This window comes from Allorhodopirellula heiligendammensis, assembly GCF_007860105.1.
Lineage (GTDB): Bacteria > Planctomycetota > Planctomycetia > Pirellulales > Pirellulaceae > Rhodopirellula > Rhodopirellula heiligendammensis.
The window spans coordinates 520,074-536,886 of sequence record NZ_SJPU01000002.1; the positions used below are offsets into that span (position 1 = coordinate 520,074).

A 16,813-nucleotide genomic window follows, 5' to 3' on the forward strand; every position below is an offset into this window, starting at 1 on the left:
ACATCGTTTTCAGCTAACCGCCAGCCATTCTTCAGAATATGACCACCACCTCGCACACCGATGCTCCATCCAGCACCGACGCTCCTGACGCTACCGCAGTGGCGAAGGCGCCTCGCTATTGGCGCAGTCTGGCTGAACTTAACGGCGATGAGTCGTTTACGAATGATTTTCTGCATCGAGAGTTCCCTGTAGCGGCCTCGGAGTTTCCTGAGGGCGTCTCGCGGAGACGCTGGATGCAGCTGATGAGTGCCTCGCTTGCGATGGCCGGCGTAGCTGGGTGTCGCTATCCCGAGGAGCTGATCGCTCCGTTCGTCGTTCGCCCTGAGGGCCGCATCCCCGGCGAAACCTATTTTTCGGCGACGAACGTTGAAATTGCCGGCGAAGTCCGGCACCTATTGGTTCGGTGCGTCGATGGTCGTCCCACCAAGGTCGAACCAAATAAAGAGCACCCCGCAGGCGGCGTGACCGGGACTTACGCGCAGGCCGCCATGTTGGAGCTGTACGACCCCGATCGCGCTCGTGGTGAAACGGGTGTTCCGATCCGTCGCGAAGGCAAAAAACGTGTGCCTTCGGATTGGGACTCATTCATCAAGTATGGGTCTGCACTGACCCGCTCCAGCGGCACGGGAGAGCGTCTGGCCGTATTGATGTCGCCGACGACCTCGCCCACCACGCTGCGGATGCTCGCCAAGCTCCAGGAAAAATTGCCGGCCGCTACGATTTGTTTCCACGACTCCGTTACCGGCGGCGTGATGGCAGAGGCCACCCAAAAGGTGTTCGGCACCGAAGCTCGCCAAGACTTTGACTTTACCGATGCCAAGGTAATTGTATCGATTCAGTCCGACCTGCTCGGCACCCAGGCTGGCGCAGGCGACAATGCTAGAACCTTTTCGAAATCCCGTGATCCGTTGACGGGTGAAGCCGATCCAGTTGTCGGCAAAATGAGCCGACTGTATGTCGCTGAGGGTAGCTTCACGACTACGGGCGTCGCCGCGGACGCTCGCATCGCCCTTCGGCCGACGCAGATGCCCGCCCTGATTGCTGAACTCGGCCGCCGCATTGAGCAGGCAAAGTCGGGATCGCTTGCCAAAGCCGGCATGAAGTTGGAGACGGTGACTGAAGACGATCAAGCGTATAACGAAGTCGATCCTCAAGATCGACTCGAACGATTCCTCGATTCCGCCGCGTCGGACCTGGCCGCTGCTGGCGACAAGGGTGTCGTGGTTGTCGGTGACGCTCTCGGCGTGGACATGATCGCCGCAGGAATCGATTTGAATTCCAAACTCGGTTCCTTGGGCGCGATCCAAAAATTCACGCCTGTCTCTAGCTCGGCCCTGAAGAACCAGGTCAACCTGAGTCAGCTTACCGAGAAGATGCTCTCTGGAAACGTCGATTCGATTTTCATCGTCGACACCAATGCGGTTTACAACTCACCCGCTGACATTGATTTCGCGGAAGCCCTCAGTCGGGTCGAGCATTCGATCTATCTCGGCATGTACGACGATGAGACTGCGGCGAAGTGTGAATGGTCGCTGCCGATGGCGCATCCGTTTGAAAGCTGGGGCGACTGCGTAGGACGCGAAGGACACTATGGTGTCTGCCAACCGCAGATCCTACCACTGCTCGGGGGCCAAACCCCAGCCGAAGTGCTGGCGGTGATGTTGGGTGAAGCAGAATACGACATCAAGAAGCTCGTTCGCCGCACTGCCGATAGCATTACTGGATCGGCTATCAGTGATCGTCAATGGCGAAAGCTCCTGCACGACGGCTATGCCGACGACATGGTCGTCGCAGTGGATGCGGTGCAGCAGCAAGAGACAACAGTGGAATTGCCCGCCGCGTCACCTGTGTTGGAATGGGACTACGACGAAGAGTCATTCCACAATCGATTTGAAGTCATCTTCACGCCCGCTGATGGGCTGTACGATGGTCGATTTGCCAACAATGGCTGGCTGCAGGAAATGCCGCAATCCATCACAAAGCTGACTTGGGACAACGCCGCGATCATGAGTCCTCGTTCGGCTCGGGCGTTGGGTACCAAGCACGGCTTGATGGTGGCCCTGCGTACTGCCGACGGCGAGGTCGAGCTGCCCGTATTTGAAGTCCCTGGATGCGCGCCGGGCGTCGTCAGCGTGGCCATCGGCTACGGTCGCAATCGCGTGGGCATGGTCGGCGGGATGGCCGACGAGGATGTGCCGACTGTGGGAGTCGATGTCTCGCCAATCCGCACGACGAGCTCGATGCTGCTAGCGACATCGCTGCAGGCACGTCCGCGTCTGACCGAATACGAACTTTGTTGTACGCAGGATCACTGGGCCATTGATGAACTGGGCCGAGACGAGACGGAAGATCGTAGCTTCATGCTGATTCGCGAAGGCACAACAGCATTGCTTGAGAAGCTGCCTGAGTTCACCGAGGCCAAAGGTCCTCATGTTCCTAAGGTGGGATTTGATGGCTCGCTGTGGCAAGAGCCGATCAATCAAATCGAAAAGACTGAGAAGCTCGTTCCGCAGTGGGGCATGTCCGTTGACTTGAGTAAATGTCTCGGCTGCAACGACTGCGTGATCGCCTGCCAGAGTGAAAACAATGTGCCGATCGTTGGAAAAGAGCAGGTTGGCATGAGCCGCGAGATGCACTGGCTGCGGATCGATCGCTACTTCCAAGGTGACGAAGATCACGCCGATATTGTGCAGGAACCGGTCGCCTGCATGCACTGTGAAACGGCACCGTGCGAACAGGTCTGTCCCGTCGCGGCCACAGTGCATACTGATGAAGGTATCAACGCGATGGCCTATAACCGCTGTATCGGCACGCGTTATTGTGCTAACAACTGCCCGTTCAAGGTCCGCCGGTTTAACTACTTCAATTTCAACGAAGATATCGGAGTGGGTTACGGGATCGACGCTTATCCAGGCAGTATCGAAGAGGCCAGCCGCAAACTGCAGGCCCTCGTCCTGAACCCCGATGTGACTGTTCGCGGTCGCGGCGTCATGGAGAAGTGCACCTACTGCGTGCAGCGTGTCGAGGGTGCCAAGATCGACGCCCGCAAGGAAGGCCGCACCACGGTTGCCGACGGGGCCATTGTGACTGCTTGCCAAGCGGCTTGCCCAACGGGCGCCATTGAGTTTGGCAACGTTGCCGACCCTGAGTCGCGAGTATCCAAGGCGAAAGCCGATGTTCGCAACTACGGCATGCTCGGCCAGCTCAATGTCAAACCGCGCACCAGTTACTTATCACGCATTCGCAACACCCCCGTCGCATTGATGACGCGGGCGCAGCTCGATGACCTGACCAATCTCAAAGCACCGCATCACGGCCACGAGGAACATGGCCACGGTGAAGGTGGCGAGCACGGTCACGACTCCGGCGAGCACGCTCATGACAATGGCGAGCATCAGGCGCGTCGCAATCGCGCTCGGTACACCCTGCCGATCGTTTAGAGTTCCTGGAACCTTGGGGGCATCCCTTTGTTCCACCATGACATATTCGCCGCATTGATTTTTTAAACTTCGCACTTTCAACTTCCATTTCTTCTCATGTCGCTCGCAGTCTCAAACGGTTTGGACAATACCGTCGAACGCCCCGGCCAGCGTGCTCCGCTCGTGCTCGGCAATTCGACGTTCCATTCGATCACCGAAGCGGTTTGCCGAATCTCCGAGAACCCGCCATCGAAGATGTGGATCTTCAGCTTCATCGTGGCGGCGAACTTGGCCACCATGCTGGGATTGTGCATCCTGTATCTGTTCTATATGGGTGTGGGTGTGTGGGGAAATCGCAGTCCTGTGTTTTGGGGCTGGCCGATTGTCAACTTTGTGTTCTGGGTCGGTATCGGTCACGCCGGGACGCTGATCAGCGCGATTCTCTTTTTGTTCCGCCAGGAATGGCGAACAAGTATCAACCGCACCGCTGAGGCGATGACGATTTTCGCCGTGATTTGCGCCGGTACGTTCCCCGGCATTCACGTCGGCCGGGCATGGCTGGCCTTCTGGCTGGCACCCTACCCGAGCTTGAATTTATGGATGTGGCCACAATTCCGCAGCCCGCTGCTGTGGGACGTGTTCGCCGTCAGTACCTATGCATCGGTGTCGCTTCTGTTCTGGTACATGGGCATGGTGCCCGATTTGGCAACGTTCCGCGATCGCAGCAAGAACCCGTTTCGGCGTGCCGTCTACGGCGTCTTGTCGCTGGGTTGGAGTGGGTCGTCGCGGCACTGGATGCGCTACGAAAAAGCCTATGCCTTGTTGGCGGCGTTTGCCGCTCCACTGGTTCTTTCGGTGCACACGATCGTGTCCTTTGACTTTGCTGTGTCGCAAGTGCCCGGCTGGCACACGACAATTTTCCCGCCGTACTTCGTTGCGGGGGCAATCTTCTCTGGTTTCGCGATGGTGATCACGCTGATGGTCCCGATGAGGAAAATCTTTGCGGTCGAAAAACTGATCACGATCCGACACCTGGAGAACATGTGCAAAATCATCTTGACTACCGGATTGATGGTCGGCCTTGCCTACGGAACCGAGTTCTTCATCGCTTGGTATAGCCAAGTTGGCGAGGAAGCCTTCACGTTTAAAAACCGCGCGTTGGGTCCCTACTGGTGGGCTTATTGGATCATGATTTCCTGCAACGTCATTTCGCCGAATATTTTCTGGTGGAAGAAAGCTCGCACGACCCCGTGGATCATGTTCATCGTGTCGATTTTCGTGAACATCGGCATGTGGTTTGAACGATTCGTGATCACCTGCACCAGTTTGTCACGTGACTACCTGCCGAGTGCGTGGGCATACTTTTCGCCGACGTGGGTCGACTGGGCCATGTTGATCGGTTCGTTCGGATTGTTTTCCACGTTGTTCCTCCTGTTCTGCCGATTGATGCCGATCGTCAACATGGCAGAGACCAAATCAACGTTGGCGAAGGAAATGCACCTTGCTCATCAGGGCGAAACAGCAACCGAGATCTAGGCTTGATCTGACCAGGGGTCCGACCCTGCGATCAACGACGTCGCCCGTACTATTTTTTCATAACTTCCCATTTCATTCGGTTTGCTTCCGACGGCTCATCCCATGTCAAAACCTAAAACTTCACCAAAAGCGGTCGATGACGATAACGTCGTGCGTGGCGTGGTCGCGGAGTTCACTGACGTCAGTGCGCTGCTGGCGGCTTGCGAGCGAGTTCGCGACGCGGGTTACACGAAGGCCGACGCGTTCGCCCCGTTTGCTGTCCACGGCATCGACAAAGCACTCGGTATTAAACCAACCGTGTTGCCCTGGATTTCGCTGGCGGCTGGCGGCGTGGGGACGTGCACGGCATTGGCGATGCAAGCCTGGATGAACGGTGTCAATTACCAATACATCATCTCGGGCAAACCCTTTATCTCGCTGCCCGCGTCCATTCCAGTAGCGTTCGAGTTAACGATTCTGTTTGCTTCGTTCGCAACGTTCTTGGGCATGTGGGCCCTCAACGGCTTGCCGAAATTTAGCAATCCGATGTTCACGAGCCCCCGATTTGACCGTGTTACCGACGACACGTTCTTTCTGTTTTTGGACGCCAAGGACTCCCGCTTTGAAGAGGCCGGTGCCAAATCATTCCTGTCGGAACTCGGTGGCGAGTACATCGAGACGGTCCGCGAGGACGATTCCCCCAAAGCGATTCCTAAATTCCTGTTGGTCGGTATCGCAGTGCTGATCGCATTTTCACTGATCCCCGCGTTGCTGGTTGCCCGCATGCGGGTGACGAAGAGCACGGCACCACGATTCCATATTTTTCCCGACATGGATTTCTCGCCTGCGAAAGACATGCAGCAAACCTCGACGCTGTTTGCTGACGGACGAGCGATGCGTCCCGATGTGCCTGGCACGGTCAATCGGGGGGAGATGGATTGGAACCTCGATTTCCAAACCGGAATCGACCTGGAGAAACTTTCGCAGATCGACGCCCCTCGCGCCCGCCAGCTCGTTGCGATGATGCAGTCCGATGCGGCTGTCGACGAAGGCGATGACGTCGCCGAGGCAGACGATCCAGAAGAACCGCAAAGCGAAGACAATAGCTCGGAGCCACCCACGGCAGACGCTTCCGATGCGGATAGTCAGCCCGCTACCGATGCAGCTCCTGCGGACAATGTCACTGCGGAGAAAGACACTGCGGAGAAAGACACCGCTGACCAGCCCGCTGGCGAACCATCCGGCGACGAGCAGCCACATTCGCTCGCCCCGGCGTCGGGACCGTCGGTGGATACGACGCCATGGCTCACTGAAAACCCGGTCGAGTTGACCGACGCGATGCTGCGTCGAGGCCAAACGGCGTTTGGTGTGTACTGCTCGGTTTGCCATGGCATGGACGGCAACGGTAACGGCCTCGTCAATCAGCGTGCCCAACTGATTTTGGCGACGACCTGGACGCCGCCGTCAAACCTACACGACCAAACCCTGTTTCAGGACGCCTACCCCGACGGCAAACTGTTCAGCACCATCAGCAACGGCATTCGCAAAATGCCTGGATACCGGGCCCAGATTGGCGCCGAGGATCGCTGGGCGATCGTCGCCTACGTGCGTGCCCTCCAGGCCAGCCAAGACGCTACGCTCGAAGATGTACCGCAGTCGCGACGCGCCGCGATCGAGAAGCAGCAAGCCGAAGTGAAAGCAGCGATTGAGAAAGCTGCCGCTGAAGCTGAAGCCAAGGCGAAAGCGGACGCCCCTCAAACATAGTCTCCATCGCCCGACTGAGAACTCTGCCCACAGGCCGAGAGCTTGAGAGCAGGGCACGCCCACCATTTACTTTTACTGACATACCGATTCCCAACCCCGACGTCGTCCTTGATCCCCGTTTGCCAACGGCAATGAGGACGGTGCTTATTACCTCACTCGATTCCCATGTCTCATCACCACGCAGTCGCTCCCAAGCCCGCTGATGACCCGGCATTTTCAATGCCAGCGATGCTGTCGGGCTTGTCACTCCCGTTGTGCGTTGTCGGATTGATCGCCCTGGTCGGTGGTTCGTTCCTGGGCACCAGTGCCGTGGGCGGTCGGTTCGGAATGTCGACTTATTTGACGGCCTACATGTACGCTCTGACCATCGCAATTGGCGCGATGTTTTTCGTGCTGATCCAGCACCTAGCTCGGGTAGGCTGGAGCGTGGTGGTCCGCCGCGTAGCCGAATTGCTCATGATCATGGTCGTGCCGCTGGCCGTGTTGTTTATCCCCATTGGATGGGCGGTTTGGAACGGCTCACTGTACTCCTGGACGGATGCAGCGACTTATCAAGCGGATCATCATATTCCAGAAGTCGCCTGGAGCGAAAAGGTCCGCTGGCTCAATCCACAGTGGTTCACAATTCGCGCCTGTCTGTATCTGGGCGTTTACTGTTGCATCGGCTGGTATTTTTACTCCAAGAGCCAGCGTCAGGATGAGACAGGCGAAATCACACTGACTGAGTCGATGCAGGCCCGCAGTGGCCCAGCAATTATCCTGTTCGGACTCGTGACGTCGCTGGCTGCGGCCGACTGGGTGATGAGCTTGGCACCGATGTGGTTCTCGACCATGTTTGGAGTTTATATTTTCGCAGGGAGCATTTTATCAGCGCATTGTGCGATTGCGCTGCTGAGCTTCATCCTGCAGAAACAGGGTGCCATGCGGGATGAAGTCACCGTTGAGCACTACCATGACCTCGGAAAACTAATTCATGGTTTCATTTGTTTCTGGGCGTACATCGCGTTTAGCCAATACATGCTGATCTGGTACGCGAACATCCCCGAAGAAACGGATTGGTTCTTCACTCGCTACCCCGGTTTTTCGGAAAGCTTCGGGCCGATTTCGATCGCGCTGATGGTACTGCATTTCGGCATTCCCTTCTTAGGGATCATGAGTCGGCACGTTCGACGTCGCCCCTGGGCCGTCGCGTTTTGGTCCGCGTACATTCTTGTGATGCACTTTGTCGATCTGTATTGGGCAATCATGCCTGAAGCAAGCGCTGGTGCAGGCGGTGCCATGGGCGTTGTGGCGAGTTTGTTGACTGTCGTCGGCATGGTCTGCCTGATGCTCGGCATGGTTGTGATTGTGGGTACTCGGACCCGCCTGATTCCGGTTCGCGACCCCCGCCTACGGGAATCGCTGGCTTTCGAGAATATCTGATTCGCCGCTCACGTCCCCTCGCTTTCTACTCTTTCAGTCCTCACCCTTCATTCATAATCTGCTATGGCTGCCTACGACGACATCAACGGCAAACGACTCGCGACGGTCAGTGTGATCTCGATCGTGGTGACTGCGGTTACCGTTTTGGCGGTGCAAGTGATCTATTTCGCGATGGCCGACATGGTCGACTCCGAAAAGATCCGTAATTCCGCCTACACCCGCTCGAACCACGCTCTGGAGCAGCAATCACAGGCACTCACCCAGTACGGCGTCAATCCAGAGACTGGGAACATCACGATCCCGGTCGATGAAATGATGAAAAAAATGGTCGCCGAAGCCAAAAACGCGCATAATGAATCCACTTAGTCATACGCGACGAGCGCTAACGACTTAGCACTCCTCCGCCAGGCTCGAGAGCCTGAAATTCGCCTTCACCTCACCCCATCATCTGCACCGATGTCTTCATTCACCCCCATTCGACTACCACTTCCCGCAGGCGTTCGCCCCGCGGCGATGGGTGCCGCTGCAGCCGGCACGTTCGATTGTCGACCGACGGCTTTGTCCGTCAGAGGTGGTGCAACTCGCTGTGACGGTAGCGCGTCGGTAGCTGGACATTACCTGCGACTCGGAGTGCTGGCGGTTGTGGTGGCGATGGTGCTCAGCGGCGACCAGGCATCTGCACAGCCCGCCCCGGGGATTATGCAAGATGGTGATGCCGAGATCGTTCTCAACGACTCGGTACCGCGTGAGGCACGCGGCGTCGAAGTCAAACAGAATCTGGGCGACTCCGTCAGCAAGGACCTGGCGTTGGTAGACTCCGACGGCCAGAGCGTTACTCTGGGCGACTATCTCGATGGTGAGCGACCCCTCATCCTGACGCTCAACTACAGCAATTGCCCAATGCTGTGTAACATCCAACTCAATCAACTTGCCCAGTCGCTCGAAAAGGGCGGATTGAAGATTGGCAAGGACTTTCGTTGCATCAGTATCAGCATCGATCCGACTGAAACTGACGAACGATTGATCGAGACCAAAGCTCGGTATGTCGAGCAGCTCCCGTCCCACCCTCAGGCTGAAACAGGCTGGGCATTTTGTCGCACAACGCAAAAAGTGATCGATCAATTAGCGACAGAAGTTGGATTTTCGTATAATTATAACGAAGCGACGAAAGAATACGCGCACCCTGCTTTTCTGGCGTTCCTGACACCCGATGGTGTGATCACGCGGTATTCGCTCGGTGTCGCATTTCCTCCAGACCAAATGGAACTGGCGTTGGTCGAAGCAGGCCAAGGTAAAATTGGTAGCTTCATCGACCAATTCGTGTTGCTGTGTTACTCGTACGACCCGGATGCGAATAGCTATGTCCCTCAAGCGTGGAAAATCATGCGTTTGGGGGGCGCGGCGACTTTGCTGCTGCTCATGCTGGCCTTGGTGCCGTACTGGCTTGGTCGCAAGGGGAATGCCGCAGCGCGGCAGCAACCCGCCGCTGGACACACACCTGCAGCCGACGGCACGACACCGCTAAAACCCACCCAGTGGTTTGGTGGCTAAGACGACGATGGGCTTTCCGGCCTCCGATACTGACACATTACCTTCACCGATACCTTTGACAACCAATTTGGTTGGATGACTATGATCCCGGCACTTACCAACATGACGATTGCGATGCCGTTGCTTGCGGACGCCCACAAGAGCTTTTGGTTTCCAGAGCAGGCTTCGTCATTCGCAATCGGAGTCGACTGGGTATACGACCTGATTCTGTACATCTCGCTCGCCTTCTTCATTCCAATGATGGCGTTCACGGCGTACTCGATGTTCAAATACACCAAGAAGAAGGGTGAAAAGGCAGAGAGCCAAGTCACTCACAACACACCGCTGGAACTCGCTTGGTCGATCGGTCCATCGTTCGTACTCGTGTGGATGTTTATCCAGGGTTCGATTTCATACCTCGACATGCGGACGCCGCCGGAAGGGTCGTACGACATCGGAGTCCAGGCACAGAAATGGAATTTCACCATGGATTATGGTGGGGGGACGTTCCACAACGAATTGCACGTTGTCAAAGATGAGCCCACCAAACTGTCAATGCGCAGCACCGACGTGATCCACGCGTTGTTCATTCCCGCATTCCGGGTTAAGAAAGACATCGTGCCTGGCCGGTACAATTATCTCTGGTTCAAGCCAATTGTCGCCAGCGAAAAGGTTTCCGACGAAGAGCTCGCCAAGGCCAAAAAGCAGAGCGAAGGTGGCGGAGTCTGGGATTACGACAAGTACCAGTTCACGCCAGAGGGCTATCGTTTCTATGACCTCTACTGTGCCGAATATTGCGGCAAAGACCACTCCGAAATGCAGACAGCCGTCGTCGTCCATGAAACCCAAGAAGAACTCGACGCTTGGATCAAAGCGAACAGCTCTCGTGGTGACATCTCCATGGTCGAATGGGGACAAACACTCTTCAATCGTCGTGGATGTGTGGGCTGCCACTCACTCGACGGAACTAAAGATGGTTACACCGGTCCCTCATTCAAGGACGTTTATGGGTTCAGTCACGCAATGGCGTCCGGCGAAGAGCTAATGGCCGATGACAATTACATTCGTGAGTCGATTCTCGATCCGAAAGCCCAAGTGGTCGCCGGCTACTCACCCGTGATGCCAACGTTCAAAGGACAGCTCAGCGACGATGATATTGCGTCGATTATCGAGTTCCTGAAAACACTCAGCGCGAATGGTGAGTCGGCGAAGAGTCCTGCCGACGGCGACACTGAGAATGCGGACACCGAGGTAGAAACCACACCTGCTTCGTGAACGGGCGAAGTGAAACACCACAACTAACCTGAAATTCGGATCCGACGCCGCTAGTGGGCTGTCGAATCACTTGACTTTGGCGACACGATGTGAGCCGAGTGCCGAGAGGCACCGGGCAACGTCGCCAGCTCAGCGGCTTCGGCAGCTCGACTCACAAAATCGATGGTCTCTAGCAGCGGCTAACGCCGCGGTCACGAGACAGGTACACAAACAACACAGCAGTGACAGATTCCCCGTCTGTCGCCCCCACAATCAAGTTCGATCGCCCTTATGAAGGACAACCCTGCCATGTCCACCGCCGTGACCATTCGAGACCCCGGTTACCCCACCGATCGCGAAAACTACCTGACGAATTCCTCCGGTATTTTGAGCTGGATCTTCACGCTCGATCACAAGCGGATTGGCTTGATGTATCTGGCAGGTGTCGTGGCCTCCTTTTTCGTCGGCGGTTTGCTGGCGCTCGGCATTCGGCTGCACCTCCTCCGCCCGGACGGGATGCTGTTTACCGGCCCAGAGGGCAACAACATTTACAACCAAGTGTTCACCCTGCATGGGGCGATCATGGTGTTCCTGTTCATCATTCCGAGTATCCCGGCGGCGCTGGGGAACTTCCTCGTCCCGGTGATGCTTGGTGCGAAGGACGTCGCTTTTCCGCGATTGAACCTCAGCAGTTTCTACCTGTGGTGCGTCGGCGCGATTTTCTTCGTCTCCGCTCTACTGAGCAGTGGCTTGGATACGGGCTGGACATTCTACACACCGTATAGCACGACGACGGACACGTCCGTGATCTTGGCGACCCTGGGAGCATTCATCCTCGGGTTCAGTTCTATCTTTACGGGTCTGAACTTCATCGTGACGATTAACACGATGCGGCCACCGGGGATGACCTGGTTCAAGATGCCGTTGTTTCTGTGGGCGACCTACGCCACCAGTATCATTCAGGTTTTGGCCACGCCGGTTCTCGGCATCACACTGCTGTTGCTAATCGCCGAACGGACGATGCACGTGGGGATTTTTGATCCCGAGTACAACGGTGACCCCGTCACCTACCAGCACTTCTTCTGGTTCTACAGTCACCCCGCTGTGTACATCATGATTTTGCCGGCATTCGGCATCGTCAGTGAATTGATCAGCGTGCATAGCCACAAGCATATTTTCGGGTATCGCTTCATCGCATACTCGTCCATTGCAATCGCTTTGCTGGGCTTCCTCGTGTGGGGTCACCACCTGTTCACATCGGGCATGAGCTCGCTGACGACAATCGTCTTCTCCGCGTTGACATTCACGGTTTCGATTCCGTCGGCGATCAAGGTGTTCAACTGGATTGCGACGATGTACAAGGGATCCATCAGCCTGACGACACCGATGTGTTATGCCATTTCGTTTGTGTTCCTGTTCACCATTGGCGGCCTAACGGGATTGTTTTTAGGCACGTTGGCGACCGACCTGCACCTGCACGATACGTACTTCGTCGTGGCCCACTTTCACTATGTGATGGTCGGCGGCACCCTGATCGCATTCCTTGGGGGTGTGTTCCACTGGTGGCCGAAGATGGTTGGCAAAATGTACAACGACGGACAAGCTCGGATCGCTTCGATCATCGTGTTCCTCGGTTTCAACGGCACGTTCCTGCCACAGTTTCTCCTGGGCAGCCGAGGCATGCCTCGCCGGTACGCCACCTACGATCCCGAATTCGCGTTCCTGCACCAACTGAGCACCTATGGTGCATTGGTGCTCGGATGTGGCCTGCTTTACGCCTTCGTCGTCTTGATGATATCGCTGGCCAAGGGCAAGCGAGCTCCTGCTAATCCATGGGGCGGCACCACGTTGGAGTGGAGCTGCACCAGTCCTCCGCCTTACTACAACTTCGAGCGTCCACCTGTCGTTGGCGACCCCTACGATTTCCATGATGTCGCTTGGGACGCCGAGGGTGAGCGTTACGTTATCACGGAACCACCACGTCGTTTGGTTCCCGATCCAAAGCCGAGCGAACAACCCGCTCACCACTAAGAAGTTTGTACAGATTCCTGGCGGTCACCTTTCTGACCGCCACCTTTTTCCTCGACACACTAACCGCGGTCGCCCAAGCTGGGCGGTTACCTAGCGAACGGTTTTCGGCACATGGCAACCACTGACACACTATCTCCTGAATCCGAAGCACACGACGACCATGGGCACGACCATGATCATCCCGCTTGGCTGGCCCACCATTTCGATACTCCTGAACAGCAGTTCGATAGCGGCAAGCTAGGCATTTGGTTGTTCCTGACAACCGAAATCCTCTTCTTCAGTGGGATGTTCTGTGCGTACGCGATGTTTCGCATGCTCCGCCCCGAGATCTTTGAAGGCTCGAGCCAGTTTCTCGATACAAAGCTCGGTGCGATCAACACGGGTGTGCTGCTATTCAGTTCCCTGACGATGGCCTGGGCGGTTCGTTGTGCCCAGACCGAAGAGCACAAGAAATTAGTTGTCATGATCGCCAGCACACTGTCGTGTGCGATGGTCTTCCTCGGTGTCAAGACGATCGAGTATTCGCACAAATGGGGTATGGGACTGCTTCCTCCGGGAACGTACTTTTATGACGAAAGCAATCCGCACCCAACAGCCGAACAACTGGTTTCTCAGCACGGATTCACTGAGAACACAGCGTATTTCCTCACCCACAGCTTGTACTTTCTGTGCGCTCCGTTCCTGCTGGTTTTAATCGGTGTCGTGATTTGGGCGATCATTGCCAAGGTGAAGAAAAACGAGTTTCAGTTTGCCTGCGCAAAACCCTTGGTCGTTGTCTGCCTGAGCTTTTTCGGTGGCGTCGGACTGGGCATGATTCTCACCGGCAGTGAAGAGCACGGCAGTGGCGAGCACATCGCAGCGGCACATGAGGGTGCTGAGCACAGTCACATCGAGCATGGGGCGACCGCTGCAGATGAACACGATAACGCGGTCGACGTTGCGGCGACCTACACGGAACCCACGACCTTCGACGCCAGTCGTGATGATGCGGCCGTGGAACTGCTCGCGGAGAGTGATCTCAACACGGGAGCCCAGGCGATGCTCGCTGCCAAGGAGCAGCAAGCCACACTAGCTTCAGGTAAAGTTGTTGCTCCTGACGCGAAAGTCGATATGGGTATCCATCGGATCGAGCGGAGCGTCGAAACGAAACGCCAAGCCGGCGTGTTCTTTGGCATCTACTACTGCATGACCGGCGTCCACGCGATCCACATCCTGGGCGGTATTGGCGTGCTGGTGTGGTTGCTCGTCCGCGCGATCCGCAAAGACTTCAATCGCCAATACTTTGGTCCTGTCGATTATATCGGTTTGTATTGGCACTTGGTCGACTTAATTTGGATCTACCTGTTCCCGCTGCTGTATCTCATTCGCTGAACAGCGTGACAACACTGCCTGCCGCTCGTTAGGGCGGTAGGCGGCCATCATGCTGCGAGGCCTCGCAAACAACCCATTCCATCCTCCCCTTTCAATATCGACCTCATGGCTGCTCACGGACATTCCGACGACGGAACCGATTTTGCTCACCCCTTGCCCGTATGGGCGTTGCTGACGGTATTTTTCGCGTTGGTGTTCCTGACCATTCTGACCGTCGCGCAGGCTAATCTCGATCTCGGTACCTTCGACATCGCCATCGTGATGGCGATCGCGACGGTCAAAGCGGCCCTGGTGGGTGCGTTCTTCATGCACCTGGCATTCGACAAGCCATTCAACATCATGGTATTCCTTTCGTCATTCGTTTTTGTGGGCCTGTTCGTGATCATCACGCTCAGCGACAGCAAGATGACCTCGCCTTCGTTTGAGCCGATCTACGACCAACCTGCCACTGGCGAACTCGAACGCTAGCGTCGCCACTCCACCCTGCTCACTGCATTGCAGGGGCATGGATTGGATGTGGCGTTTCCGTCTTTTTGATCGCAGGCCTGGAACACACATTGTGCGGGCTCGGGGTAACGTCCCCGAGCCACCCATTCTCGAGTTTCACTCGGGTCGCAAGATGGGGAACAGGATGACGTCCCGAATCGATTTGCTGTTAGTGAGTACCATCACGAGCCGATCGATACCGATCCCTAAACCACCCGCCGGCGGCATCGCGTAGCGTAAAGCGCGAACAAAATCGTGGTCCATCTTGGCCATCGAGTCTTCTTCATCGAGCCCGGCAAGCTGGGTTTTGAATAGCTCCTCCTGAAGGTCGGGATCATTTAATTCCGTGTAGGCGTTTGCCAGCTCCATCCCACAGATGAACATCTCAAAGCGTTCGGCAATTTCAGGATTGTCGCGTTTGCGTTTTGTCAACGGACAGATGCTCGCCGGATAGTCAATGACGAAAATGGGACCGTGCAACGAGTCCTCCACCTTCTCTTCGAAGATTTCATTGCGAACGACATCGGGGTGCTTGTCTGCGGTTTCAATCTTCAGACGCGCCGCTAGTTCCATCACTGCAGCTTCATCGGACGGCTTGACGCCGGTTGCTTTTTCAAAAAGCTCCGCGTAGGTGGCACGCTGGAACGGGGGCGTGAAGTCAATCTTCTGACCGTTGAATTCACGCTCATATCCACCGCCAATCTTGTCGATCGCATCACACACGATCCGCTCAGTCAGCTCCATCATCGACTCGTAATCACCGTAGGCTTGGTAGATTTCGATCATGGTGAACTCGGGATTGTGGCGTGGCGATAGTCCCTCGTTGCGATAAACCCGGCCCATTTCGTAGACGCGTTCCATCCCACCGACCATCAATCGCTTGAGGTGCAGTTCAAGTGCAATCCGCATCGTCAGACCCATGTCGAGGGCATTATGATGCGTCTCAAAGGGACGGGCGGCCGCACCACCGGGGATCGTGTGCAGGGTTGGCCCTTCGACCTCGCAAAAGCCACGATCATCGAGGGTCGACCGCACGCTTTTAATGATCTTGGTCCGGTCCAAGAACGTCTGCATCACCCCGTCATTGAACGCGAGATCGGCGTATCGCATACGCTGTCGTAGGTCGGCGTTGGTCATGCCAGCATGCTTTTCCGGTGGCACCTCGAGCATTTTGGTGAGCAAAAATAGCTCCTCAGCGAACACGGTCAGCTCGCCGGTGTTCGTTCTCCCCAGCCGGCCTTCGACCCCGATCAGGTCACCCAGATCGAAGAGTTTTGCCAACTCGAAGTTCTCGTCACCGACCTGTTTTTTGCCGACGAAGATCTGGATATCTCCAGTCCAATCACGCAAATTGATAAAAATCAGCTTGCCCGTAGGCCGGGAAAGCATGATGCGGCCAGCGACGCGGACCTTGGGACCGATTTCTTCCCCGGGGCCGTGGTCGGTCTTCCACTGACGGTAATCCACGTCGGGACTCTCAACATCCGGCAGTTCGAGCGACTCGCCCGACGGCGTAACAAAGCGAATTTCGCTGATCCGATCACGGCATTCCTTGACGAGTTGCCGGTCGTCGAATCGCTGGCCGTACGGATCAATCCCCCGGCGAATGATCTCCTCGAGTTTATGTCGCCGCGCCGCATGAGGATCGGTCAAATCGGACGCAGTGCTATCGGAAGTCTGGGAGATTGGATTGGCCACAGCGGATCGGATGGTTCAAAAAGTGAAGCGGAAACGTAAAGGGTCGATTGTCCCCGATTGTGGATTTTGAAGTCTGGCAACGCAAGCGGAGGCAAAACTCGCCCCTAGCGGTGTGTTCGCATTTGCGTCAAACTGACGGAGCTTTACCAGCCGCGCCCGTGGCACAATTGGATAGCGCGTCGGCCTCCGAAGCCGAAGGTTGTGGGTTCGAATCCCGCCGGGCGTACTGTTTATAAATCGAGTCAAACGCACGACTTAGCTTACCTGCCCCATCAGAGGCAGTGTGATCGGAAAGGTTGTTGAAAGTGGGAGTACTCCCCCTT

11 protein-coding genes and 1 tRNA gene are annotated in these 16,813 nt (G+C 56.3%); 11 read left to right on the forward strand and 1 reads right to left on the reverse strand.

The features are described 5' to 3' along the window. The first annotated feature begins 38 nt into the window (after nt 1–38). The 10 genes from Poly21_RS12270 (at nt 39) to Poly21_RS12315 (ending at nt 14,774) form a co-directional block, all read left to right on the forward strand. A complete protein-coding gene (locus tag Poly21_RS12270; protein WP_146407319.1) occupies nt 39–3,440 on the forward strand; it encodes a TAT-variant-translocated molybdopterin oxidoreductase in 3,402 nt (1,133 codons plus the stop codon). A gap of 96 nt (nt 3,441–3,536) precedes the next feature. After that, nucleotides 3,537–4,955: an NrfD/PsrC family molybdoenzyme membrane anchor subunit gene (gene nrfD / locus Poly21_RS12275; RefSeq protein ID WP_146407320.1), complete on the forward strand. Its 1,419-nt coding sequence runs from the start codon at nt 3,537–3,539 to the stop codon at nt 4,953–4,955. Nucleotides 4,956–5,057: 102 nt separating this feature from the next. Next, a complete protein-coding gene (locus Poly21_RS12280; RefSeq protein ID WP_146407321.1) occupies nt 5,058–6,698 on the forward strand; it encodes a quinol:electron acceptor oxidoreductase subunit ActD in 1,641 nt (546 codons plus the stop codon). A 165-nt stretch (nt 6,699–6,863) separates the two neighbouring features. After that, entirely contained in the window at nt 6,864–8,120 is a 1,257-nt protein-coding gene (locus tag Poly21_RS12285) for a hypothetical protein (RefSeq protein ID WP_146407322.1), read from the forward strand. Between the two features lie 63 nt (nt 8,121–8,183). Further along, nucleotides 8,184–8,486, forward strand: coding sequence for a hypothetical protein (locus Poly21_RS12290; protein ID WP_146407323.1), 303 nt, complete (start codon nt 8,184–8,186; stop codon nt 8,484–8,486). Nucleotides 8,487–8,771: 285 nt separating this feature from the next. Further along, nucleotides 8,772–9,671: an SCO family protein gene (locus tag Poly21_RS12295; protein WP_302119756.1), complete on the forward strand. Its 900-nt coding sequence runs from the start codon at nt 8,772–8,774 to the stop codon at nt 9,669–9,671. Nucleotides 9,672–9,752: 81 nt separating this feature from the next. Continuing rightward, nucleotides 9,753–10,925 (forward strand): cytochrome c oxidase subunit II, encoded by a 1,173-nt coding sequence (locus Poly21_RS12300; RefSeq protein WP_146408642.1) that lies wholly within the window; start codon nt 9,753–9,755, stop codon nt 10,923–10,925. Between the two features lie 288 nt (nt 10,926–11,213). After that, on the forward strand, nt 11,214–12,935 hold the full coding sequence (locus Poly21_RS12305) for a cytochrome c oxidase subunit I (protein ID WP_146407324.1): 1,722 nt from the start codon (nt 11,214–11,216) through the stop codon (nt 12,933–12,935). Nucleotides 12,936–13,046: 111 nt separating this feature from the next. Next, complete coding sequence (locus Poly21_RS12310; RefSeq protein WP_146407325.1) at nt 13,047–14,306, forward strand: cytochrome c oxidase subunit 3; 1,260 nt, start codon at nt 13,047–13,049, stop codon at nt 14,304–14,306. A 105-nt stretch (nt 14,307–14,411) separates the two neighbouring features. Next, the gene (locus tag Poly21_RS12315) at nt 14,412–14,774 is read left to right on the forward strand and encodes a cytochrome C oxidase subunit IV family protein (RefSeq protein WP_146407326.1); all 363 of its coding nucleotides are present in this window, start codon (nt 14,412–14,414) and stop codon (nt 14,772–14,774) included. A gap of 135 nt (nt 14,775–14,909) precedes the next feature. Here Poly21_RS12315 and lysS read toward each other — a convergent pair whose 3' ends face one another. Next, nucleotides 14,910–16,490: a lysine--tRNA ligase gene (gene lysS, locus Poly21_RS12320; RefSeq protein ID WP_436967496.1), complete on the reverse strand. Its 1,581-nt coding sequence runs from the start codon at nt 16,488–16,490 to the stop codon at nt 14,910–14,912. 152 nt (nt 16,491–16,642) lie between these two features. On the opposite strand from lysS, the gene Poly21_RS12325 reads away from it, so the two are divergent. Continuing rightward, nucleotides 16,643–16,716: transfer RNA gene (locus Poly21_RS12325), tRNA-Arg, on the forward strand. Nucleotides 16,717–16,813 lie beyond the last annotated feature (97 nt).

Coding starts and splice junctions, on each gene's coding strand:
- Poly21_RS12270 (WP_146407319.1), top strand. CDS start 39: ATGACCACCACCTCGCACACCGATGCTCCATCCAGCACCGACGCTCCT.
- nrfD (WP_146407320.1), top strand. CDS start 3,537: ATGTCGCTCGCAGTCTCAAACGGTTTGGACAATACCGTCGAACGCCCC.
- Poly21_RS12280 (WP_146407321.1), top strand. CDS start 5,058: ATGTCAAAACCTAAAACTTCACCAAAAGCGGTCGATGACGATAACGTC.
- Poly21_RS12285 (WP_146407322.1), top strand. CDS start 6,864: ATGTCTCATCACCACGCAGTCGCTCCCAAGCCCGCTGATGACCCGGCA.
- Poly21_RS12290 (WP_146407323.1), top strand. CDS start 8,184: ATGGCTGCCTACGACGACATCAACGGCAAACGACTCGCGACGGTCAGT.
- Poly21_RS12295 (WP_302119756.1), top strand. CDS start 8,772: ATGGTGCTCAGCGGCGACCAGGCATCTGCACAGCCCGCCCCGGGGATT.
- Poly21_RS12300 (WP_146408642.1), top strand. CDS start 9,753: ATGATCCCGGCACTTACCAACATGACGATTGCGATGCCGTTGCTTGCG.
- Poly21_RS12305 (WP_146407324.1), top strand. CDS start 11,214: ATGTCCACCGCCGTGACCATTCGAGACCCCGGTTACCCCACCGATCGC.
- Poly21_RS12310 (WP_146407325.1), top strand. CDS start 13,047: ATGGCAACCACTGACACACTATCTCCTGAATCCGAAGCACACGACGAC.
- Poly21_RS12315 (WP_146407326.1), top strand. CDS start 14,412: ATGGCTGCTCACGGACATTCCGACGACGGAACCGATTTTGCTCACCCC.